The sequence below is a fragment of the Oxalobacteraceae bacterium OTU3CAMAD1 genome (assembly GCA_024123915.1).
Taxonomy (GTDB): domain Bacteria; phylum Pseudomonadota; class Gammaproteobacteria; order Burkholderiales; family Burkholderiaceae_D; genus Rugamonas.
Window position 1 is genome coordinate 669,776 of the sequence record CP099650.1, and the last position, 22,647, is coordinate 692,422.

The 22,647-nt window shown below is 63.9% G+C and carries 22 protein-coding genes and 1 pseudogene; 15 read left to right on the forward strand and 8 right to left on the reverse strand.

Annotated features, from left to right (window positions below):
- The first annotated feature begins 9 nt into the window (after positions 1 to 9).
- Genes NHH88_02860 through NHH88_02875 form a run of 4 tightly spaced genes read left to right on the forward strand, consistent with a single transcriptional unit; the run spans position 10 to position 4,083 of the window.
- Positions 10 to 1,356, forward strand: coding sequence for a CpaF family protein (locus NHH88_02860; GenBank protein ID USX14753.1), 1,347 nt, complete (start codon positions 10 to 12; stop codon positions 1,354 to 1,356).
- Positions 1,357 to 1,361: 5 nt separating this feature from the next.
- On the forward strand, positions 1,362 to 2,339 hold the full coding sequence (locus NHH88_02865) for a type II secretion system F family protein (GenBank protein USX14754.1): 978 nt from the start codon (positions 1,362 to 1,364) through the stop codon (positions 2,337 to 2,339).
- A 12-nt stretch (positions 2,340 to 2,351) separates the two neighbouring features.
- Positions 2,352 to 3,287, forward strand: coding sequence for a type II secretion system F family protein (locus NHH88_02870; protein ID USX14755.1), 936 nt, complete (start codon positions 2,352 to 2,354; stop codon positions 3,285 to 3,287).
- Positions 3,288 to 3,300: 13 nt separating this feature from the next.
- Entirely contained in the window at positions 3,301 to 4,083 is a 783-nt protein-coding gene (locus tag NHH88_02875; GenBank protein ID USX14756.1) for a LytR C-terminal domain-containing protein, read from the forward strand.
- Between the two features lie 100 nt (positions 4,084 to 4,183).
- Here NHH88_02875 and NHH88_02880 read toward each other — a convergent pair whose 3' ends face one another.
- From NHH88_02880 to NHH88_02890, 3 genes are all read right to left on the reverse strand, one after another.
- The gene (locus tag NHH88_02880; GenBank protein ID USX14757.1) at positions 4,184 to 4,951 is read right to left on the reverse strand and encodes a DUF2807 domain-containing protein; all 768 of its coding nucleotides are present in this window, start codon (positions 4,949 to 4,951) and stop codon (positions 4,184 to 4,186) included.
- A 25-nt stretch (positions 4,952 to 4,976) separates the two neighbouring features.
- Positions 4,977 to 5,192: a hypothetical protein gene (locus NHH88_02885; GenBank protein ID USX14758.1), complete on the reverse strand. Its 216-nt coding sequence runs from the start codon at positions 5,190 to 5,192 to the stop codon at positions 4,977 to 4,979.
- Positions 5,193 to 5,346: 154 nt separating this feature from the next.
- Positions 5,347 to 6,252 (reverse strand): LysR family transcriptional regulator, encoded by a 906-nt coding sequence (locus NHH88_02890; GenBank protein ID USX14759.1) that lies wholly within the window; start codon positions 6,250 to 6,252, stop codon positions 5,347 to 5,349.
- Positions 6,253 to 6,543: 291 nt separating this feature from the next.
- On the opposite strand from NHH88_02890, the pseudogene NHH88_02895 reads away from it, so the two are divergent.
- The 5 genes and pseudogenes from NHH88_02895 to NHH88_02915 all read left to right on the forward strand — a co-directional run bounded on the left by NHH88_02895 (position 6,544) and on the right by NHH88_02915 (position 13,783).
- Positions 6,544 to 7,430: pseudogene (locus NHH88_02895) on the forward strand (alpha/beta hydrolase).
- A gap of 193 nt (positions 7,431 to 7,623) precedes the next feature.
- The gene (locus NHH88_02900) at positions 7,624 to 8,625 is read left to right on the forward strand and encodes an alpha/beta hydrolase (GenBank protein ID USX14760.1); all 1,002 of its coding nucleotides are present in this window, start codon (positions 7,624 to 7,626) and stop codon (positions 8,623 to 8,625) included.
- A gap of 88 nt (positions 8,626 to 8,713) precedes the next feature.
- Complete coding sequence (locus NHH88_02905; GenBank protein USX14761.1) at positions 8,714 to 9,499, forward strand: hypothetical protein; 786 nt, start codon at positions 8,714 to 8,716, stop codon at positions 9,497 to 9,499.
- A 216-nt stretch (positions 9,500 to 9,715) separates the two neighbouring features.
- Positions 9,716 to 12,682 carry a histidine kinase gene (locus tag NHH88_02910; protein ID USX14762.1) on the forward strand — a complete coding sequence of 989 codons (2,967 nt, stop codon included), beginning with the start codon at positions 9,716 to 9,718 and terminating at the stop codon, positions 12,680 to 12,682.
- A 126-nt stretch (positions 12,683 to 12,808) separates the two neighbouring features.
- Positions 12,809 to 13,783: an alpha/beta hydrolase gene (locus tag NHH88_02915; GenBank protein ID USX14763.1), complete on the forward strand. Its 975-nt coding sequence runs from the start codon at positions 12,809 to 12,811 to the stop codon at positions 13,781 to 13,783.
- A gap of 29 nt (positions 13,784 to 13,812) precedes the next feature.
- On the opposite strand, the gene NHH88_02920 is transcribed toward NHH88_02915, so the two are convergent.
- Positions 13,813 to 14,457 (reverse strand): response regulator transcription factor, encoded by a 645-nt coding sequence (locus NHH88_02920; protein ID USX14764.1) that lies wholly within the window; start codon positions 14,455 to 14,457, stop codon positions 13,813 to 13,815.
- Between the two features lie 145 nt (positions 14,458 to 14,602).
- Between NHH88_02920 and NHH88_02925 the strand changes: the two genes are divergently transcribed.
- Positions 14,603 to 15,052: a cupin domain-containing protein gene (locus NHH88_02925; GenBank protein USX14765.1), complete on the forward strand. Its 450-nt coding sequence runs from the start codon at positions 14,603 to 14,605 to the stop codon at positions 15,050 to 15,052.
- A gap of 100 nt (positions 15,053 to 15,152) precedes the next feature.
- On the forward strand, positions 15,153 to 17,468 hold the full coding sequence (locus tag NHH88_02930) for an ATP-binding protein (GenBank protein ID USX14766.1): 2,316 nt from the start codon (positions 15,153 to 15,155) through the stop codon (positions 17,466 to 17,468).
- A 17-nt stretch (positions 17,469 to 17,485) separates the two neighbouring features.
- On the opposite strand, the gene NHH88_02935 is transcribed toward NHH88_02930, so the two are convergent.
- Genes NHH88_02935 through NHH88_02945 form a run of 3 tightly spaced genes read right to left on the reverse strand, consistent with a single transcriptional unit; the run spans position 17,486 to position 18,228 of the window.
- Entirely contained in the window at positions 17,486 to 17,665 is a 180-nt protein-coding gene (locus NHH88_02935) for a hypothetical protein (protein ID USX14767.1), read from the reverse strand.
- Positions 17,643 to 17,876: a hypothetical protein gene (locus NHH88_02940; protein USX14768.1), complete on the reverse strand. Its 234-nt coding sequence runs from the start codon at positions 17,874 to 17,876 to the stop codon at positions 17,643 to 17,645. The genes NHH88_02935 and NHH88_02940 overlap by 23 nt, the downstream gene beginning before the upstream one ends.
- 22 nt (positions 17,877 to 17,898) lie before the next feature.
- Entirely contained in the window at positions 17,899 to 18,228 is a 330-nt protein-coding gene (locus NHH88_02945) for a hypothetical protein (GenBank protein USX14769.1), read from the reverse strand.
- Positions 18,229 to 18,255: 27 nt separating this feature from the next.
- On the opposite strand from NHH88_02945, the gene NHH88_02950 reads away from it, so the two are divergent.
- Positions 18,256 to 18,624: a hypothetical protein gene (locus NHH88_02950; protein ID USX14770.1), complete on the forward strand. Its 369-nt coding sequence runs from the start codon at positions 18,256 to 18,258 to the stop codon at positions 18,622 to 18,624.
- Between the two features lie 282 nt (positions 18,625 to 18,906).
- Here the strand turns inward: NHH88_02950 and NHH88_02955 are convergent, their stop codons facing one another.
- Complete coding sequence (locus NHH88_02955) at positions 18,907 to 19,173, reverse strand: hypothetical protein (protein USX14771.1); 267 nt, start codon at positions 19,171 to 19,173, stop codon at positions 18,907 to 18,909.
- Positions 19,174 to 19,296: 123 nt separating this feature from the next.
- Here NHH88_02955 and NHH88_02960 point away from each other — a divergent pair, with 123 nt between their 5' ends.
- From NHH88_02960 to NHH88_02970, 3 genes are all read left to right on the forward strand, one after another.
- Positions 19,297 to 19,950, forward strand: a complete 654-nt coding sequence (locus tag NHH88_02960; protein ID USX14772.1) for an NUDIX domain-containing protein — start codon at positions 19,297 to 19,299, stop codon at positions 19,948 to 19,950.
- A gap of 149 nt (positions 19,951 to 20,099) precedes the next feature.
- Positions 20,100 to 20,957 (forward strand): ribose-phosphate pyrophosphokinase-like domain-containing protein, encoded by an 858-nt coding sequence (locus NHH88_02965; protein ID USX14773.1) that lies wholly within the window; start codon positions 20,100 to 20,102, stop codon positions 20,955 to 20,957.
- Positions 20,954 to 22,645 carry a nicotinate phosphoribosyltransferase gene (locus NHH88_02970; protein ID USX14774.1) on the forward strand — a complete coding sequence of 564 codons (1,692 nt, stop codon included), beginning with the start codon at positions 20,954 to 20,956 and terminating at the stop codon, positions 22,643 to 22,645. Before NHH88_02965 ends, NHH88_02970 begins: the two co-directional genes overlap by 4 nt.
- Positions 22,646 to 22,647 lie beyond the last annotated feature (2 nt).

Sequence of the window (22,647 nt, forward strand, 5' to 3'; positions counted from 1 at the left end):
GAGTAGAAAATGAGCTTACGCGAGCGTTTGGCCAGCGGCGAAGACGGGCGGCAGGGCAGCAATGGTCCTCCCGGCCTGGCTGCGGCGGCCTACCAGGAACTGAAGAAGAGCATGCACCAGACGATCATGGACCGGATCGATCTGGAACGCCTGCAGCGGCTCACGCCGGAGCAGTTCAAGCACGAGCTGGCGCTGCTGGTCCAGCGCATCATCGAGGAGGAGCGCATCGTGCTGAATCAGCACGAGCGGCACAACCTGGTCCTCGATATCCAGCACGAGATGCTCGGCTTCGGCCCGCTGGAGCCGCTGCTGGCCGATCCCGGCGTGTCGGACATCCTGGTCAACACCCACGCCAAGGTGTATGTCGAACGATCCGGCCGGCTGGAGCTGACCAGCGTCACCTTCAACGACAACGCCCACCTGATGAAGATCATCGAGAAGATCGTCTCGCGCGTGGGCCGGCGGGTGGACGAATCGAGCCCGATGGTCGACGCCCGCCTGCCGGACGGCTCGCGCGTGAACGCCATCATTCCGCCGCTGGCGATCGATGGCCCAATCCTGTCGATCCGGCGCTTTTCCGTCAACCCGCTGACGATCGAAAACCTGCTCGACAACCGCAGCCTGACGCCGCCCATGGTGCAGGTGCTCAAGGCGCTGGGCCACGCCAAGATCAATATCCTGATCTCCGGCGGCACCGGCAGCGGCAAGACCACGATGCTCAACGTGCTGTCCGGGTTCATTCCGGCGTCCGAGCGCATCGTCACCATCGAGGACGCGGCCGAGCTGCAGATGCGCCAGCCGCACGTGGTCCGGCTGGAGACGCGCCCGCCCAACATCGAGGGCAAGGGCGAGGTCAATCAGCGCTCGCTGGTGCGCAACGCGCTGCGGATGCGGCCAGACCGCATCATCCTCGGCGAGGTGCGCGGCGCCGAGGCGCTCGACATGCTGCAGGCGATGAACACCGGGCACGAAGGCTCGCTGGCCACCGTCCACTCGAACACGCCGCGCGACGCCCTGGCGCGGCTGGAGAACATGGTCAGCATGGCCGGCGTGAACCTGACCTCGCGCGCCACGCGCCAGCAGATCTGCGCCGCCGTGACGGTGGTGATGCAGGTGTCGCGCCTGACGGATGGCACGCGCAAGCTGGTCAGCCTGCAGGAGGTGACCGGCATGGAAGGGGAGGTGATTGCCATGCACGAGATCTTCCGCTACGAGCAAAAGGGCGTCGACGCCAACGGCAAGGTGCAGGGCGCCTTTTCCGCCACCGGCGTGCGGCCGCGCTTTGCCGAACGCCTGCGCATGTTCGGCGTGCCGGTGCCCGATTCCGTTTTCGATCCCGACCGGATCTACGAGTAAGCGCCATGGACGGCATCTTCTCAGCCTTCGTGGTGCTGCTGTTCGCGGCCGTGATCCTGCTGGTCGAGGGCGCGTGGCTGTGGTGGTCGGGCGCCCACGGCAGCGGCGCGCGGCGCATCGCCAAGCGGCTACGCTTGATGGCCGAGCGGGGCGAAGGCGGCGTCGAACGGGTCGATATCCTCAAACGGCGCACCTACAGCCGCTCGCCGGCGCTGGAAAAGCAGCTGCGCCGCATCGCCCGTCTGGGAGCGCTCGACAACCTGCTCCTGCAGGCCGGCGTCCGGTGGTCGGTGGCGCAGTTCCTTGGCTGCTCGCTGGCGATGCTGGTGGTCGGCCTGGCGGGTGCGGGCATGCTGGCCATGCCGTTGCTGGCGGCGTGCGGGATGGTGGCGCTGGCGATGGCGGTGCCATGGATATTGTTGATGCGCACGCGGCGCGAGCGCCTGTCCAAGCTGGAGGAGCAATTGCCGGAGGCGGCGGACTTTCTCGGCCGCGCGCTGCGCGCCGGCCATTCCTTCGCCAACGTCATGCAGATGGTGGGCGAGGAAATGCCGGAGCCGATCGCCGGCGAGTTCAAGTTCGCCTACGAGGAGATCAACTACGGCGTGCCGATGAACGAGGCGCTGCACAACCTGGCGGTGCGCGTGCCGCTGACCGACCTGCGCTACCTGGTCATCGCGGTGCTGATACAGCGCGAGTCCGGCGGCAACCTGGCCGAGGTACTGGGCAACATCAGCCGCCTGATACGCGCCCGTCTGAAGCTGCTGGGACAAGTGCGCGTGATGTCCGCCGAAGGCCGTATGTCGGCCTGGATCCTGGGCATCCTGCCGCTGGCGGTGCTGTTGTTGATGTCGATATCGAATCCGGCCTACATCCGGGTTCTATGGACCGATCCAATCGGCGTTCGGCTGATGTGGTATTCGGGCGCGGTCGCCGTGGGCGGCATTTTCTGGATGCGCAAACTGATACGCATCCGGATATAAAAGGAGCACGGCATGGACGGACAGCACATACTCTTCCTGGCGATAGTGTTCATCGTCGTTGTCGGCATCGCGATGCTGGCGTTGAAAATCTTTTCGCCGGTGCAGGTGCGCGAGCGTCTGACCGAAGTGGTCGAGCCGGAGCTCGCCATGCCGGAGGTGACCGGGGGCTGGGTCGAGAAGGTGGCGCACGTGGCGCAGCCGTTTTCGCGGCTGTCGTTGCCGGAGGAGGGGTGGGAGCGCTCGCCATTGCGTACCCGCTTCATGAACGCCGGCTGGCGCAGCCCGTCGGCGCCGTCGTTGTACTTCGCCGCCAAGACGGTGCTGGCGCTCGGCTTGCCCGGCGTGACCGCGCTGCTGGCGATGACGATGCTGAGCGCCGTGCCGCAGAAGGGCTTCATGTTCATGCTGCTGCTGGCGGCCAGCATCGGCTACTACCTGCCCAACTTTGTGTTATCGCGCAAGGCGGCCGGCCGCTGCCGAGAGATCTTCGAGACATTTCCCGATGCGCTGGACCTGCTGACCGTATGCGTGGAGGCCGGCCTGAGTCTGGAGCGCGCGCTGGCCAAGGTGGCCGGCGAGATTCACATCAAGAGCGTGGCGCTGGCGCAGGAGCTGCAGTTGGTGCTGATGGAGATGCGGGCCGGCTTCAGCAAGGAGCGGGCGTTGCGCAACCTGGCCCTGCGCAGCGGCGTCGAAGATGTGGACACATTGGTGGCGATGCTGATCCAGTCGGAACGGTTCGGCACCAGCATGGGCGATTCGCTGCGCGTGCATTCGGATAATCTGCGCGGCAAGCGCAGCGTGCAGGCCGAGGAGGCGGCGGCGAAGATCGCGTTGAAGTTGTTGTTCCCACTGATCTTCTGCATCTTCCCGACGCTGATGCTGGTGTTGATCGGCCCTGCGGGGATACAGATTTATCGCTCGGTGTTGCCAGGCATGACGCGTTGACAGGAGGTTCGAGATGAAAAAAACACTACTCGCGACAGCCACCGGTGTGCTGCTGATCGCCTGCGGCGGCATACGGACCCCGGCGCCGTCGATCCAGCCGCCACCCGCCGTGGCGCCGGGTGGCCAGGCCGTCACGGCGTTGGAGCGGGCCTGCCTGTCCGATCCGATGGACGCGGCCAAATGGGAAGCGCTGGCGGCGGCGCTGGACGCGGACGGCCAGCGCGAGCGGGCGCGCACAATGTACGAGCAGGCGGCCACCTTGCGCGCACACGATGTGCGGCGCGACTATGCACTGCTGCGGGAAAAAGCCGCCGATCTGCCCGCGCCCGCACCGGCTCCTTCCTCGGCGATGCCGCGCACCGAGGTGCGGCAGCTCGGCGCGGCGCTGGTGGAGGTGCTGCGTGTCGCGCCGGCGGCGAAGATCGACTCGACGGAGACGGCGACGGCGATGCCGGTGCCGATGCCTGGCAAGCCGGCCAATCCAACGGCGGCGATGCCGGTCATGCCCGCGCCGGTGCGCCTCGAAATCAGCAATGGCAATGGCATCAACGGCGCCGCCGCGCGGCTGGCGCGGTCGTTGAGCGTGGAGGGAGTGAAGACCGTGCGGCTGACGAACATGAAGAACTTCGACGTGCCGATCAGCCGCATCGAATATCAGCGCGAGCAGCAAGTGATGGCGGAGTCGCTGTCGGAGCGACTTGGCCTGCCGCTGAAAGCGCAAAACGAAAAGTCCCCCCGCGCCGACATGCGCATCGTGCTTGGACACGACGCCACCCTGGGCGGCCGCTTCAAATAAAAAAAACCGTCCGGGTGGAGATCATCCTCCCGGACGGAAAAAAACACACCCATGTGTTTCCTTTTGCCGCCGGCGCTGCACGAGCGCTCCGGCGCATTCCTTACTGCCAGCTCACGCTGCCCAAGCCGTTCGCGGAAGACTTGCGATTGGTCGGGTTGCCGTACACGGTGGCCGAACCGAGACCGCTCAAATTAAGTTTCGCGGTGTTGCGTGCATAGACCGACGCGCTGCCCAGGCCCGACATGTTGACGTCGACCGTTTCGGCACGCAGCTGCTGCGCATCGAGGCTGCCAACACCACCTAGGCTGGCGTTCAATTGCTTGGTCTGGCCGATCATCTCTATGCGGCCAGCACCGTTAAGATGCAGTTCGACGTTGTCGCTGTTGCCGGTGTTGACGGTCATGCCGCCCACTCCGCCCAGCTTCACGTCGACATTGCGGTATTGCGCGTTGACCTTCACCGAACCGGCGCCTTCCAGTGCCAGGCGCAGGTTCTCGCCGCTGAATCCCGCCACCTCGGTGGCGCCCACGCCGCCCGATGTCAGCGCACGCAGATTCGGCAAGGTCAGCTCGGCGCGCAAATCCTTTTTGCCGCCGATGCTGATGGAGTTGGTCTTGATGGTCGCGATGCGCAGCGTGTCGCCGGTCTGCTGCACCGTCACTTTTTTCAGCGCGTCCGGTTCGCCGTACAAGGTCAGCGACGCAACGGCGCCCTGCTTGATCTTCAGGCTGATGACGCCATCGAGATCGATGTTGACGGCGCGCGCATCGACACTGCGGCTCTCGCTGATGACGTCCGCGGCCAGCGCGGCGCTGGCGCCGCTGCACAACACCGTGGCCAGCATCGCGGCCTTCAGATATTTTTTCATGATGCGCTCCATCTCCGTTGTGTGATTACAGGGCTGCTTTTTCGGCGGCGGTCAGGCGCTTGGCGGTGACCGTCACCACCTGCATGGCGCTGGTGTCGGCCTTGGCGACGACCGTGGTGGCTGGCGCTGCGGCCGGCGTTACTGCACGCGTTGCCGGCACGGCGGCGGTGGCGAAGGTGGTGGCGCCGGCGACGACGATGGCGGCGATGAAGATGGCTTCCATGTTTTTTGCGATGTTCATTTTGAGCTCCTTGGGTTGAGTAGTTCGTTGCGTTGAGTGAACTATAGACAAGGGCTACCTGTACATCCACCCGGATGTGACGAACTGCAAAAAGGAGGGGCCAGACTGCGATTTGACGGGTTATTCGCCGCAGTCGGATAAGCGGGCGGAAGGTCTAGCGGTGGTTGAGGGCCGCGCCGCACAGCAAGTCCTGATGGCTGGTGTAGAGCTGCGTCAGCCAGGCCGAGACGGCCTTGAAGCGGGCGATCGATCCCGCGTCGCGATGGCTCAGCAGCCAGATATCGCGCTGCACCTCGACGCCGGCGCCGATGCGGCGCAAGCCTTCCGGTTCGCCCATGATGCACGGCAGCAGCGCCATGCCCACCCCGGCGCGGCAGGCCCGCACCATCGTGCTCAGGCTGTTGACCTTGAGCACGCGGCGCGGCTGCGGCGCCATCGCCGTCAGCCATTGCATTTCGCCGGTGCCGGACAGCGCGTCGTCGTAGGCGATCCACGGTTGCGTGCCCCAGCAGGCGCGCGGGGTGTCGGCGTAGCGGGGGTGGCCATACACGGCGAAGCCCAGATCGCCCAGCTTGCGCATCACCAGCGCGGCGTCCTCGCCCGGCTTGCCCATGCGCAGGGCGAAGTCCGCCTCGCGCCGCGTAAACGACAGGTTCTGGTTTTCCGCCTGCAAGGTGAGTTGCAGATGCGGATGCTGCGCGTGCAATTCGGGCACGTGGTCCAGCAGCCAGTAATCGAACAGGAAATCGATCGAGGTGATGTTGACCGGGCCGGCGGTGGCGTCCGCCTCCTGCGACGACGCTTGCAGCATGCTCTCCACATTGCCGTAGACGGTCTCGCCGTGGGCGACGAAGACGCGGCCGGCGTCGGTGAGCTGGTAGCCGGTGTTGTCGCGGATGAACAGGCGCAACTTCAGCGCCTTCTCGGCGGCGGCGATGCGGCGGCTGATGGTCGACGCGTCCACGCCCAGCTGGCGCCCGGTGGCGCTCATGCTGCCGCTGCGGGCCAGCGCCAGGATCAGCGGGATGTCGTTCCAGTCGAAGTCGTTACTGCTTGCCATCTGCGTCGGTGTAGGGGGTGAAGTGGAGGCTGTGCATTTCTGCAAAGTGGGCTTGCATGGCTGTCTGTTCCATAAACGCGGTGGCGGGCCTAAGATTCATCCCATCGCAAGGCCAAACTTGCAAAGAATCGTAGCACAGACCCTTATATCCAAACATTGACTAAAAGGAAGACCATCATGAACAACGCCGCCGAAACCACCGCCGTCAACCTGTCCCGCCGCACCGCCTTGTTCGGCAGCGCCGGCGCCGCCGCAGCCGCCGTCGCGGCTGTCGCCGTGCCCCTGGCGGCAATGAGCGGCGCCGCCGAAGCGGCCCCTGTCGCCAAAGGCGGCCCGGTGGCCCACTCGGTCAGCACCATCACCACCCGCGACGGCGTCGAGATCTACTACAAGGATTGGGGTCCGCGCACCGGCCAACCTGTCGTGCTCAGCCACGGCTGGCCGCTGAACGCCGACAGCTGGGAATCGGCTGCCTTCCACCTGGCCAACAACGGCTTCCGCGTCATCACCCACGACCGCCGTGGTCACGGCCGCTCGAGCCAGCCATGGGACGGCAACGACATGGACACTACGCCGACGACCTGGCGCAGCTGATCGAAAAGCTGGACCTGAAAAACATCATCCTGGCCGGCTTCTCGACCGGCGGCGGCGAGGTGGCGCGTTACGTCGGCCGCCACGGCACCAAGCGCATCGCCAAGCTGGGACTGATCTCGGCGGTGCCGCCGCTGATGCTCAAGACCGCCACCAACCCCGGCGGCCTGCCGATCGAAGTGTTCGACGGCATCCGCGCCGGCTCGGTCGCCAACCGCGCCCAGCTGTATATCGACATCGCATCGGGTCCGTTCTTCGGCTTCAACCGTCCTGGCGCCAAGGTTTCGCAAGGGTTGATCAACTCGTGGACCGCGCAGGGCATGCAGGGCGGCCACAAGAACACCTACGACTCGATCAAGGCGTTCTCGGAGACCGACTTCCGTGACGACCTGAAAAAGTTCGACAAGCCGACCCTGATCATCCATGGCGACGACGACCAGATCGTGCCGATCGACGCCGCCGGCAAAGCCTCGGCCGCCATCGTCAAGCACGCCAAGCTGATCGTCTACCCCGGCGCGCCGCACGGCCTGACCGACACGCATAAAGAGAAGTTCAACGCCGATTTCCTGGCGTTCGCCAAGTCCTGATCGCGGCAGGTTGGGTCGCCTGGTGGCGGCTCAACCAAACGGCAGATAAAAATATTTATAGAAATCGCTTGCTATCAAATAGCGTGCAATATATAGTTCTCACATCGGCGGCTCAACAGCGAAACAAGCAGGATATGCATAGCGAGCTACTAAATCGTAAGTTATCTAATTAATGTAAAATCAGGAGCCAATCATGAGCAAAGACATCCAAAACCAAGCAGTCAGCCTCTCCCGTCGTAACGCCCTGTTCAGCAGCGCAGGCGCTGCGGCCGCAGCCGTCGCGGCTGTCGCCGTGCCCCTGGCGGCGATGAGCACCGCCGCCGAAGCGGCCCCTGTCGTCAAAGGCGGCCCGGTGGCCCACTCGGTGAGCACCATCACCACCCGTGACGGCGTCGAGATCTACTACAAGGATTGGGGTCCGCGCACCGGCCAACCGGTCGTGCTCAGCCACGGCTGGCCGTTGAATGCCGATAGCTGGGAATCGGCCGCCTTCCACCTGGCCAACAACGGCTTCCGCGTCATCACCCACGACCGCCGTGGCCACGGCCGCTCGAGCCAGCCATGGGACGGCAACGACATGGACCACTACGCCGACGACCTGGCGCAGCTGATCGAAAAGCTGGACCTGAAAAACATCATCCTGGCCGGTTTCTCGACCGGCGGCGGCGAGGTGGCACGCTACGTCGGCCGCCACGGCACCAAGCGCATCGCCAAGCTGGGCCTGATCTCGGCGGTGCCGCCGCTGATGCTCAAGACCGCCACCAACCCCGGCGGCCTGCCGATCGAAGTGTTCGACAGCATCCGCGCCGGCTCGGTCGCCAACCGCGCCCAGCTGTACATCGACATCGCATCGGGTCCGTTCTTCGGCTTCAACCGTCCGGGCGCCAAGGTGTCGCAAGGGTTGATCAACTCGTGGACCGCGCAGGGCATGCAGGCTGGCCACAAGAACACCTACGATTCGATCAAGGCGTTCTCGGAGACCGACTTCCGTGACGACCTGAAAAAGTTCGACAAGCCGACCCTGGTGATCCACGGCGACGACGACCAGATCGTACCGATCGACGCGTCCGGCAAAGCCTCGGCGGCGATCGTCAAGCACGCCAAGCTGATCGTCTACCCCGGCGCGCCGCACGGCCTGACCGACACGCACAAGGACAAGTTCAACGCCGACTTCCTGGCGTTCGCCAAATCCTGATTTGTTGCAAATCTGAGCACGGCGGGCTTCGAGTGATCGAAGTCCGCTGTTGTGACGTTATACTCCAGCTTGCCAACCGGAGTTTTGCATGAATGTCATGGCATGTGCCGCTACCTTGCTGCTGCTGTGTGGTCAGACTTACGCGCGCGACTGCGTGATCCGTGTTGCCTATCCCGATCGCGAGCGCCCGCCTTACTACTTCGGCAATGGCTCCGTGGTGCCGGAGCCCGCCGGCGCCGGCGTCGATCTGCTCCGGCTGGCTGTCCGCAGTGTCGGCTGCACGCCTGAAATGATCCGTTTGCCGAACGCGAGAATCAAGCTGGCGCTGCTCAATGGCAGCGCCGATCTGGCCCCGGTCGATCTGCGCGACGGCGAGCAGCCGTACTCGGCCCTGCCCATGCGGGCGGGCCAACTGGACGCGCGGCGCGGCATGCGTATGACGGCCGTCGTGTATGTGCGCACCGCCGACGGGCTGCCGCCCAACGTCGATCCCCGCAACTATTTCAAGAGCCGCACCCTGGTGACCAACCAGGGTTCGCCGCTGGGCGAGCAGCTCAGGGACGAAGGCTTCAAAGTCGACGACGGCTCGCTCGACACCTACAGCAACATGGACAAGGTGGCGTTGCGGCGCGCCGATGGCTTCGCTTTTTCGATCGCCAACATCGAGGCGATGGACGCCGCCATTGCCGCGCGCTACGGCGCCAGCCTGACCCGGCTGGCGACGCCGGTGCGGACCTCGACCTTGTGGCTGTCGGCCAGCAACGCCTACTTCGAGCGGAACAGCGAACAAATGGAGGCGTTGTGGAACTGGTGGGGCGAGAACTCGACGCGCAAGCTGGTCGAGTTCCTCAAGAATTATCCGCCGCAGAAGTGAGCAGGCCCGCCGGCGGACGGCGATGTTGATCCCACGGCCGATCAACTATAATAATAGCAACACTGCGGCGCGTCACGCATGCGTCGGTGTCTCCATCCCCTTGAATAACCTGATGAAAACGGCCCCTCGTTGAAGAGCGCGATCGATTTTGCGCGTCGTATCGCGACCTTTGCCCCGACTTGGCCGCGCCGCGCCGTCGTGCTGGGTGCGCTCGTCATGTCCCAGGCGGCCGTCGCCGCCATGCCCGCGCTGGTCAATTACGCCCATACCGCGTGGAACGGACAGCGCGGCGCGCCCGCCGACGTCTTGCAGTTCACGCAAACCCTGGACGGCTGGCTGTGGATCAGTTCGCCCAACGGCCTGTTCCGCTTTGACGGCGTCGATTTCGAGCGGATGGACAAGGTGCAAGGCCATCCCGTGCACACCAACAACACGCTCGGACTGCTGACCACGCGCGACGGCCGCTTGTGGGTGGGCGGGCGCTTCGGCGGCATCAGTGTGTTCGGTGCGAATGGCTCGCACAGCGCGCGCCTGTACACCGAGGCGGACGGTCTGCCGCCGGGGGCGATCTTCACCATGACGGAAGGACCCGATGGCAGCGTGTGGGCCGCGACCCGGACCGGTCTCGCACACCTGGCGCCCGGCGCAACGCGCTTTCGCCGCATCGGCGAACACGATGGCCTGCCGGAAAAACACGCGCGGCAAGTCTTGTATACCCGCGACGGCCGCCAGTGGGTGTCGGTCGAGGGCGGCATCTACTTCCGCGATCCCGGCCAGCCGCGCTACCGGCGCGCCTGGCCGCATATCGACCTGATGGCGATGGCCGAGGCGCCGGACGGCACCTTGTGGGGCTCGGACGGCGTCGACAAGCACTACCGTGTGTTGTCCGCGCCGCCGCCTGGCAATCCGGCTCCGCGCGCGGAACTGGGCGGCAACGGCGCGCTGTTCGACCGCGACGGCACTATGTGGATTCTGAAGGTGAACGCGCTCGAACGCCGCCAGGCCCCTTACGTGGGCAAGGCCGCCGACGCGCGCCAGATGACCAGGGAAAACGGCATGAGCGGTCCGCTGCCGCAAACGGCGTTCGAAGACCGCGAAGGCAATTTGTGGATCGGCACCTCCGCCGGGTTGGATCGCCTGCGGCGCACGCGCTTGCGTGCCGTGCCGGTCGCCACCGCTTTCGACCGTCCCGGCGTGATCGCCGACGATCGTGGCGGCGTGATCATCGGCGACTGGCGCCACCCGCCGCGCCGCTACAACGCCGCCGGCCCGCAGGAGGAGATGGGGAGGTTCCAGCTCACCGGCGCCTATCGCGCCGCCGACGGCGGCCTGTGGCTGGCCAACGACGCCGAGCGCTGGCACCGCGACGCGTCGGGCGTGCTCACGCGGATGCCGCACCCGCCGCATCTGGTCGGCCACGACGCCCAAGCGATGACGATCGACGCTACGGGCCGCATGTGGATCTCGCTGTCGCGCCAAGGCTTGTTCACCGTCGAGGGCGACGCCTGGCGCAAGGACGGTGGCGTGCCCGGCCTGCCCGGCGATCTCGCGCTGTCGCTGGCGACCGACCGCGCCGGACGCGTGTGGGCGAGCTATCTGCACAACCGGATCGCGGTGATCGATGGCCTGCGCACGCGGGTGTTCGGCGAGGCCGACGGTCTGCGGCTGGGCAATGTGCAATCGCTGCTGGTGGATGGCGCGCGCATCTGGGCCGGCGGCCAGAACGGGCTGGCGTGGCACGACGGCCAGCGCTGGCACAGCGTGACCCCGGCCGGCGGGCGGCAATTGCGCGGCATCTCCGGCATGGTGCGCGCCGGCGCGGGCGAGTTGTGGCTGTACGGCTCCGAGGGCATCAGCCGCGTCGCCGCCGGGGATGTCGAGCGGCTGCTGCGCGAGCCGGGATGGCCGCTGCCTTACGAACGCTTCGACGCGCTGGACGGCCTGGTCGGTGGCGCCGAGCAATTGCGCCCCTTGCCGTCGATGGCGCAGAGCGGCGACGGCAGGCTGTGGTTCGCCACCGCCAGCGAAGTGGCCAGCCTCGATCCGGCCGCCATCGCCCGCAACCCGCTGGCGCCGCCGGTGCAGGTGCTGTCGCTGCGCTCGGGCGACCTGACTTATCCCGTCATCTACCCGGCGCAACAGGCGTTGCGGCTGCCGACCGGCCGGCGCGACCTGCGCATCGCCTACACGGCATTGGCCCTGGCGCTGCCCGAGCGGGTACGCTTCCGCTACAAGCTCGAAGGCTACGACAAGGACTGGCAGGACGCCGGCATGCGCCGCGAGGCGGTCTATACCAACCTCGGCCCCGGCGACTACCGCTTCCGCGTGATCGCCGCCAACGAGGACGGCGTATGGAACGAGACCGGCGCCACCTTGGCGCTGACCTTGCCGCCGCGCTTCGTCGAGACCGATTGGTTCAAGGTGCTGATGGTGGTGCTGGCGGCCCTGCTGCTGGGCGGACTCTATCGGCTGCGGGTGCGGCACCTGACCGCGCGCATGCGCGACCGCATGCAGCAGCGCCTGGCAGAGCGCGAGCGCATCGCGCGCGGCCTGCACGACACGGTGCTGCAAAGCGTGCAGGGCCTGATCATGCTGTTCCACCAGCAGGCGCGCAGCCTGCCCATCAGCGCCGACGAGCGCGGCAAGCTCGAACAAACCCTGGACCTGGCCGACGAGCTGATGGCCGAGGGGCGCGACTGCATCGCGGACCTGCGCACCGGCGGCGAGCCCGGCGAACTGGGCCAGACGCTCACGCAGTATGGCCACGTTCTACTGCAGCAGCGTTTCACCGCGAGCATCCACGGCACGCCGCGCGCGCTCTGCCCAAGGTTGCGCGACGAGGTGCAGGCGATCACGCGCGAAGCGTTGTTCAATGCCTCGCGCCACGCCCAGGCCAACAAGGTGCAGCTGGTCATCGACTACCGTGCCGACGGCTTGTCCGTGCTGGTGCGCGACGACGGTTGCGGCATGTCGGAAGCCTTGTCGTGCGGTACGGGACGGCCCCAACACTACGGCATCGTCGGCATGGCCGAGCGCGCCAGGATTGTCGGCGCGCGCTACAAGCTGGTCTCGGCGCCCGGCCAGGGCACTGTCATGCACCTGGACGTCCCGGCCGAACATGCCTACGCGGGCGGCCGCTCGGCGGCCCTGTTCGCCCGGCTGCGCCGCCGCCCGGCCGCTTAGCAACGGCTAGCTCGAAAGAGCTAGCGCGTCTGCGCCCGTCATGGCGATGGCGGCGGCGATGCTCCACGGTACGCTATGGCCGGCATGTTCATCGTGCCCACCATTGATACCCCAAGAGAGGAAAGCATGACCAACCACACCAATCCCGACCAGCGCCGCCGCAATGTGCTGATGAGCGCCGCCACGGCCGCCGCCGCCGCCGGCACTGCCGCAGCCGGTGTTTCGCTCAACGCGTCCGCCGCCACGCCATCGAAACAGCAGACCCGCACGGTTTGCACGCTGACCACCCGCGACGGCGTCGAGCTGTATTACAAGGATTGGGGGCCGAAGAACGGTCAACCGGTCGTCTTCAGCCACGGTTGGCCGCTGAACTCGGACAGCTGGGAATCGCAAATGATCTTCCTGGCCGATCGCGGCTACCGCTGCATCGCCCACGACCGCCGTGGCCACGGCCGCTCCAGCCAGCCATGGGACGGCAACGACATGGACCACTACGCCGACGACCTGGCCCAGGTGATCGAGGCGCTGGACCTGAAGAACGCGGTGCTGGTGGGCTTTTCCACCGGTGGCGGCGAGGTGGCGCGCTACGTCGGCCGCCATGGCACCAAACGCGTCGCCGGGCTGGCCCTGGTGTCGGCCGTGCCGCCGCTGATGCTCAAGAAGGCGGATTATCCAGGCGGCTTGCCGATGGAAGTGTTCGACGGCATCCGCGCCGGCTCCACCGCCAACCGCGCGCAGCTGTATATCGACATCGCGTCGGGTCCGTTTTTCGGCTTCAACCGTCCGGGCGCCAAGGTCTCGCAAGGCTTGATCAACTCGTGGACGGCGCAGGGCATGCAGGCCGGCCACAAGAACACCTACGACTCGATCAAGGCGTTCTCGGAAACCGACTTCCGTGAAGACCTGAAAAAGTTCGATAAGCCAACCTTGATCATCCACGGCGACGACGACCAGATCGTGCCGATCGACGCCTCTGGCAAAGCCGCCGCCGCGATCGTCAAGCACGCCAAGCTGCTGGTGTATCCGGGCGCGCCGCACGGCCTGACCGACACCCACAAGGACCGCGTCAACAACGATCTGCTGGCCTTCATCAAGGGCTAAGCCGACGGTTCGGGACGCCGGCCGGGCGGCTAGAGGGAGATGATGCCGCGCTTGACCGCGATGGCGACCGCGTGGGTGCGGTCGTGCGCGTCGAGTTTGGCGAGGATGGTGCGGATGTGGGCCTTGACGGTGTCCTCGGCGATGCCGAGGTGCACGCCGATTTGCTTGTTGCCGTTGCCGGCGGCGGCGCTCGACAGCACCGCCATCTCCCGCTCGCTCAGGTTCGGCTGGCCCAGGCGCTCGACCAAGGTGCGCGCCACGTCGGCCGGTATCCAGCGGTGGCCGGCATGCACCGCGCGGATCGCGTCGATCAAGTCCTTGCGCAGGCTGTGTTTCATCAGGAAGCCTGCCGCGCCCAGTTCGAGCGCGCGGCGCATTTGATGGTCGCCGCTCAGCGTCGTCAGCATGATCACGCGGGCGTGGCCGTTGCGCTGCCGCAGCGCTTCGAGCGCCTGCAAACCGTCCATCCCGGGCATGGCAATGTCCATGATCGTCAGGTCCGGCCGCAAGGCCTCGAACGACTCGACCACGCGGGCGCCGTTGTCGAGTTCGCCCACCACTTGCAGGTCGGGCTGGTTGGCGATGGTGTCGGCCAGTCCCGCCAGGATCATCGGATGGTCGTCAACGAGGAGGATGCGGACTGGCTTACTGCTTGGTTCGGTACTGCTCGACACGTGTACTCCGTGGGGTTGGCGGGTGGGCTGCGCGCAGTGTAATACAAGTTGTACAACAGCGGCAATCGACGACCAGTCGTTGCTCTGCGCAATATAACCAGAAGTAACTCTCGGCATCACGCCATTCACTCACCAAGGAAACATGATGAAATCAATCGCTAAAATCGCTATTGTGGCCGCCTCGCTTGCGGTGTTCTGCCAGCAGGCCCAGGCCCAAGCGCCGGCCGCCGCCCACGACCACGTCTCGGCCGCCCCGCTGGGAACCCCCAAGTTCGACGCCAAGGGCATCGCCCGCACCGAAACCGTGCGCAGCCAGTTCGACGCCACGCGGGAAGCGATCCAGGTGCGCGTCGATTTCGCCAAGGGCGCCGCGTTCCCGAAACACTCCCACCCTGGTGTCGAGATCGCCTACGTGCTGACCGGCGTCATCGAATATGAACTGGAAGGCAAGGTCATCCGCCTCAAGGCCGGCGAGTCGCTCTACATTCCGGCCGGCGCGGTGCACTCGGCGAAGAACGTCGACACCGGCACCACGTCGGAACTGGCCACTTACCTGGTGGAGAAGAACAAGCCTATCGTCATTCTCGACAAGTGATGTCATCGGGGCCTCCACCGCCGCAGATTTCATATCTAAAAGCTAATAGGTGACGGAAAGTAGTAGAATCGCGCCAATTTCTACTTACTGCGAGAGCCCCTTGATCGACAGCCTACCGGTACGCGCCCTGCGTGCCGCCTTGTATCGGCGCATGGAACGGCCGGAGCACGGCGACCAGGACCTGCAGGGCTGGCGCAACCGGCTGCTGAATGGTTTGTGCGCCGCCGCCTTCTGGCTCGGCCTGCTGGCCTTGCTGCCCAGCATGTGGGCCGCCGTCCAACAAGGCCGCCTGCCGCTGGTCGCGACCGACATCGTCGCGCTGGCCGGCGTCGGTTGGCTGCATTACCGGCGCGACATCGCCTATCAATGGCGGGCGCTCGCGATATTGACCATCGTCTATCTGATCGCGGTGGTCATGCTGTTTTCGCTCGGCCCGCTGTTGCAGATTTATCTGATGGCGGTGCCGGTGCTGTGCACGGTGCTGATCGGCAGCCGGGCCGCCATGCTGGCGCTGCTGTGGTGCGGCGCCACGCTGTTCGTGGCCGGCCATTTCGGCGGCATAGAACCGGGCTTGGCGGTGGTGGTGGTCAGCCCGCTGGCGCATTGGCTCATCCTGACCGTCAATTTCCTGCTGGTCGCCACCGTGCTGACGGTGTCGTGCACCTATCTGCTGCACGGGCTCGACGGCGCCCTGGCGCGCCAGCGCGTCATCCATACCCGCAGCCACGACAATGAAACCCGCTATCGGCAAATCCTGGAGGCGCAGATCGCCACCCTTCATGCGCGCGAGGCGGACCTGCGCGCCTCGCAGGTGAGCCAGGCCGAATCGCTGGCGGCGCAGCGGGCGGCGGAAGTATCGAACCAGCTTAAGAGCGACTTCCTGGCGATGATCAGCCACGAAGTGCGCACGCCGTTGGGCGGCGTCATCGGCATGCTGCGCTCGGCCATGAAGGACGCCGGCGTGGCGCCCACCACCCGCGACAAACTGCGCCTTAGTCTGAGCAACGCCGAGGTGCTGCTGCAAATCATCAACGATATCCTCGACTTCTCGCGCCTGGAGGCGGGCAAGATGCCGCTGGAGGTGCTGGATTTCGACCTCGCCGGGCTGCTCAACGACGTGGTGGGTTTGCTGGCCGACCGCGCCGAAGCCAAGGGCGTTTCGCTCATCGCCGAATTCGCCCCAGGGATGCCGGCCTGGTGGCGCGGCGACCCGACGCGACTGCGGCAGGTGGTCGTGAACCTGGTCGGCAACGGCGTCAAGTTCACCGAGCATGGTGAGGTGCGCGTGAGCGTTGCTGAAGACGGCGGCCAGGGCATCGTCCTGAGCGTGCGCGACACCGGCATCGGCATCGAGGCCGAGGCGCTCGGACGGCTGTTCCAGAAGTTCGAGCAGGCCGACGCCGCCACGTCCCGCAAATACGGCGGGGCAGGCTTGGGCCTGGCCATCTGCAAGAACATCGTCAGCGCCATGGGCGGACGCATCGAAGCAGTCAGCGAGCCCGGTTTCGGCAGCGTGTTCCGCGTGCATCTGCCGCTGGAGCGCGGCGCACCGGTGGCCGTTCTGGAGGAGGAAGCGCGCCGTCCGCACGCGGCCCGCCTGGCCGTGCTGTGCGCGGAGGACGGCAGCACCAATCAGGTGATCTTGACTGAGCTGGTGAGCAATATGGGCCACACCCTCACCATCGTCGAGGATGGCTTGGCGGCACTGGAGGAACTGGCCGCGCGCGACTACGACCTAGTGATCATGGACGGCCGCATGCCGCGCATGGACGGCAGGGCCGCCTTGCAGCGCCTGCGCGCCGGACTGGACGGCGTGCGCGACGCCGCCGTGCCGGTGATCGCGCTGACGGCCAACGCGACGGCCGAGGAGCGGCAACGCTTCCTCGCGGCAGGCGCCAGTGGCTTCCTCGCCAAGCCTATAGATGAGATCGCCTTGCACACCGAGATCGCGCGCCAGCTCGAAGCGTTGCTGGCGAACGGCAGGCCGTTGATCGGCGAACAGCGCGCCATGGCAGCGGGCGCGCCGGCGTTGAGCGAGCTGGACGATATGTTTGGCGTGGCGGAGTTGCCTGTTGCCGGCGCGCGGCCGGCGGATGCGGACGCCAAGTTGCACCGCGCCATGCGCTCTGCTTTTATGATCGAAGGACCGCGCCTGTTGACTGCGGCGTGGCAGGGGCTGGACGACTGCGATGGTGCAGCGGTGGCGCTGGCCGCGCACAGCCTGATGGGCGGCGCCGCGTTTCTCGGCGTGGATGCGTTGCGTGCGCGTTGTGCCCGTATCGAGCAACTGGCCGACGCCGGCGAGCTCGACGCGGTGAGGCCGCAGTTGGCGACGCTTACGCTGGAGCTGGCGGAGACGTTGGCGGAGATGGAGCCACGGGTGGGCGCCGCCTCCGCTACGGCCCTAACATCGTAGTTGCCGAGTGGCGATGGCTAGGCGGCCAACGCCTTGCGCTTGGCAATGAGGAGTTGGCGCAGCAGGATAAGCATATCGGTGTAGTCGCCATTGCTGATCACTTCTTCTAGAATCGCGGCCCGAAATTCAGGATCTGTGCGAAGCATATCGGCGACCACGTCGTCATGCGAGTGGCTATTTCGGTTTGCTGTTGCCATATTTCTGCTTCCTTTCCAGTATCGCCGCAGTAACGATTTCCTCAATGGCGCTAGCGTCCTGTATCCAAATCGCATACTCATGCTTGCTCATGTCGAGCAACGCGCGCAACTGCGTGTCACGCCCGATGATGCCTTCGTGCCATCGCGCGACGTAATCGTCAATCTCATCTAGGGCTGTGGCTCCGGCAAGGTAGTCATCAATCAATGTCACTGCACCTCCTCAGAATGGCCCCTCAGTCCGCAAGCGATAGATGTACCAGTTGGACATAAATCGCGACACATTGTTCCCCATTCCTGATAGTCGCGCTCCAATCACCGCTGAGATAGCTTGCCGCATTGAAGCCTGGCTCGAATTGCAGGCCGTACTCAAAAGCTTGTACTGCTGTGTTCGCTGCGACTTGATCTTTGCCAATGCCTTCTGCTGATCCAGCGCCACAATCGCGAGGCCCACGACCAAACTGATCAAACTGTTCTTTCAGTCGTGTGCCGTGAAGGTGATCTACTTCAATGATCCGAAAATTCATCGTGTCATGCGGCGCTTTAGACATGACAATCACTTCCATGTGACCATCTTTGAATAGGAGGCTAACGTGAGACTTCGCATCGTTTCTTTTGCAATCGCTGGTGCTTTTTTCGCGCTGGCCCATGGCGCGCAAGTATGGGAGTGGACGCAGCGTCCCGCCGAAGTGAAGTATGCGATTTACGGAGGGGATCTTGGTGACGCCTATGCACCAACTTCAAATGATGTGCGCGTCGCGTTCTACGTCCGTGGCAGCGCAGCCAAGGAGATGTTTGAAGCGATGGGGCCGGATAGAAAGAGCGAGTGCGGGATTGAGAAGGGCGGCCGGGTTCGTGAAAAAGAGCATGTCGTCTGTAGCTATCGCCCATCTGACGGCTACCAATGCGACTTTGGTTTCGATCTTCGTTCCGGCAAAAGCATTGGTGGCTCGATCTGCTGACTTGGGTTGAATCAAGTACTTCCAGACCACTTCACCTGTTGACGAAAGGCCCGCCAGTGACATGTCGCCGGCGGGCCTTTTTAATTGCTACCTGTTAGAAGCAGCAAGCGAGCATCTTCATGCAGCACTCCAGACTGACGCAGCAGTCCATGGCGGTCGCCGCATAGGCGCCAGCCGAAGCCAGCAGGATTGCCGTCACGGCGCTTGCTTTGATGATGATTGATTTCATGGTGTTTCCTTTTTAGCTGGAAGTTGAGTTGGTCTTAACATCACTTCGGCGTGCTAATCAGGCGGACACCAGACATCTTTCGCCGGTGCCGGAGACATGGTCGGGGCGGAGCAGTAAGCTGGCAGGCGCGTCAGCGTCGGCGCGGGCAGTGCGATATCGCTGCCGATGGCAGGCATCGCGGCCGGCAGACAATCCATCGCCACGCATTGCGTTACTGGACAATCGGCGCTCTTGCAGCACATGCGAGCGGGCGCGGCCGCCAGCAAGGAGCTGTACAGCACGAATACCAGCGCGATGACAAGGGCAATGAATTGTCGCATCGGTTGATTGTAGCAAGGTTCCGGCCGTGTCGCGTGCCAGCAATTCGCGGTGGAGGCATCAGTGTTCACTTGACATGCCCTGTTCTTAGTTGCAATATGCCACCAACATAGCGAGCGATACCCATGAAATTTGCCTTACCTCTTGTCACTGTCGATGCCGTTTTACTGACGCTCCGCCAAGGTGAGCTTCAGGTTGCCTTACAACGCCGTGACAAGGCGCCCGACGAAGGCATGTTGGCGTTGCCTGGCGGCGTCGTGCACGTAGACGAAGATGAATCCACCGAAGCCACCGTTGCGCGCGTTCTCCATGACAAAACGGGCTTTCAGCCGCGTTACCTCGAGCAGTTGCAGTGGTTTTCCGGCAAGCACCGGGATGCGCGCAGTTGGTCCATCTCGCTGGCCTATCTTGCGCTGGTGCCGGTGGAGGAGCTGGAGGCGGTAAGTCCCAATGCGTTTCATTTCTACGGCGTCGATCACCTGCCCAAATTAGCATTCGACCATGCCGATATCATCGCCGCCGCAGTGAGCCGGGTGCGTAACAAATCCAGCTATTCGACTTTGCCATGCTGTTTGCTGCCGGAGAAGTTCACGCTGTCACAGTTGAAATCGACGTACGAAGCCATCTTGATGACGACGTTGGAGAAGTCCAACTTCAGGCGCAAGATCGAAGCGTGGGACGTCGTGGAACCCACAGAAGAATTCTTGACGGGCGCCCAGCGTCCGGCCCGCTTGTACAAGCTCAAGGACTTCATGTTGTTTGGAAAATCTTTCGGATAGAGAAGCGAGCTCAAGAATTCGCTTGCCTTCAGAATTGATTGCGGTATACTTAATTGTGTTTCGCCACTAAGTCATCCCAGCTTGGCGCGACTACGGGGTTTATCAGGTTTTACTTAGTTGTATTTCGACCTTAAATAAAGGCTATTGTTATGCTTACCATTACATCGCTGCACAACGAGGGAACTCGCCGCGCCATCACGCTGGAGCCGCGTATCTTCACATTCGCGGGCGGCGAAAGCCAAGTGGTGTTGCCGGACTCCTTCATTGCCGATGCTGCCTCCGTCGCCGGCGTTCGCATCAACGCGTGGCTGAAGACGGCCGACACAGTCATGCAACTGTTGTTGCTGACGGATGCCGTGCGCCGCGTAGTTCCGAATGTGCCGCTGCACTTGAATATGCCTTACGTACCCTATGCACGCCAGGATCGCGTCTGCAATCCGGGCGAAGCGCTGAGCGCCAAGGTGTTTTGCGATTTGATCAATGGTCAGGCCTATGCCAGCGTAACGATTGCCGATCCACACAGCGATGTGGTGCCGGCCCTGCTGGATCGTGTCAGCGTTGTCGACGCCTCGGTCATGCTCGCGGAAGTATTGCAGCAATCGGCCTTTGCACGCGGCGTCACCCTGCTGGCCCCGGATGCCGGCGCCAGAAAGCGTGTGCAGCAGTTGGCCAAGAAACTCGACATCGACCATATCGCCTTCGCCGATAAAGTGCGCGACACCAAGACCGGACGTATCTCGGGCACATCCGTCTCCAGCGACTTGCCGCATCTGCCCATTCTGGTCGTCGACGATATTTGCGATGGGGGCCGTACCTTTGTCGAGTTGGGCAGGGCACTGGCCGAAGTCTCCCAACAACCACGCTATCTCTACGTGACGCACGGAATTTTCAGTAAAGGTTTTGAAGAGCTCAACCTTTACTACCAACGCATCTTCACCGCCTACAACTGGAACACTTCCACCCCCAACGACAAGTTGACCACCATCACTCAAGGAGCCTTGGTATGAACGCCCCGGAACGCACTGAAAAGAACAATCTGATCCCTTTCAACCTAGCGGACTTTTACAAGACGGGCCATCCACCGATGTATCCGCGCGAGACCAAAAAACTGGTGGCCAACTTCACGCCGCGCTCCGACAAATACGCGCCCGTATTGCCAGGCCTGTTCGACCACAAGGTCGTCTGGTTCGGCTTGCAGGGATTTATCCAGGAATACCTGATCGACGTGTTTAACAACGAATTCTTCAACAAGCCCCGGCAGTTGGCCGTGCGAAAATACCAGCGCCGCATGGATACCGCCCTCGGTCCGGGCGTGGTGCCGGTCGACAGCCTCGAAGCGCTGCACACGCTGGGATACCTGCCGCTGGAGATCCGCTCGTTGCCGGAAGGCTCGCGGGTCGATATCAAAGTCCCGCCGGTTTTGTTCATCAGCACGAACGAGCAATTCCCCTGGATCGCCACGTATTTCGAAACACTGTTCAGCTGCGAGAACTGGAAGCCGTCGACGGTTGCCACCATCGCCTTCGAGTTTCGCAAATTGCTGACTTACTTCGCCAGGATGACCGGCGCTCCGGAAGACTTCGTCGCGTGGCAGGGACACGACTTCTCGATGCGCGGCATGAGCGGCGTCCACGATGCGATGCGTTGCGGCGCTGCGCACTTGCTCTCCTTTACCGGCACCGACACCATTCCAGCGATCGACTATCTGGAGGACTTCTACGGTGCCGATGCAGAAAAAGAACTGGTCGGCGGCTCCATTCCAGCCTCCGAGCACAGCGTGATGGCCTTGCGCATTCTGTTGACGCAGCAACGTCTGGCGGCCGATCCCGCCAATGCGGATAAAGACGAGAAAGCGATGCGTCGCCTGGCCGAACTGGAAATCATGCGTGAGTTCGTTAGCAAGGATTACCCGTCGGGCATGGTATCGATCGTCAGCGACACCTTCGATTTCTGGAACGTGATCACGGTCATTTCTAAAGCGCTCAAGCCGGAAATTCTGGCTCGCAAACAAGATGCGTTGGGCAACGCCAAAGTGGTGTTCCGCCCTGACTCCGGCGATCCTGTCTTGATACTGACCGGTTACACCGACGACGAAATAACGCGGCAGGATGACGGCTCTTATGTCGTGCGCGCCAGCGGCGAGCGGATTACCGACGCGGAACGTAAAGGGGCCGTCGAATGTTTGTGGGATATTTTTGGCGGCACCACGACCAGCAAGGGATTCAAGGTGCTCAATTCGCACGTCGGCTTGATCTACGGCGATTCGATCACCCTTCAACGGGCGCTGAGCATCTTGCAGCGTCTGGCGGCCAAGGATTTTGCGTCCTGCAACGTGGTATTCGGTATCGGCTCGTTCACCTACAACATGCTCACCCGCGACAACTTCGGTTGGGCGATGAAGGCCATCTACGCGCAGGTTGGCGACGAGTCCGTGGAGATTTATAAAGATCCGGCGACCGACAACGGCACCAAGAAGTCGGCACGAGGTCTGCTGCGGGTGGAGCGGGAAGGCGACAAGTTCGTGCTCTACGAACGTCAGACGGAAGAAGAGGCCAATGGCGGCGCGCTGGTGCCGGTGTTCCGCGATGGCAAGATGCTGGTCAACCAGAGCCTTGCGGAGATCCGGCAGCGTCTTCAACAGTCGTGGGTTTGTCCTGAGGCGGGCAGCATCGTGTGGAAAAACGCGATCCAGTGAGA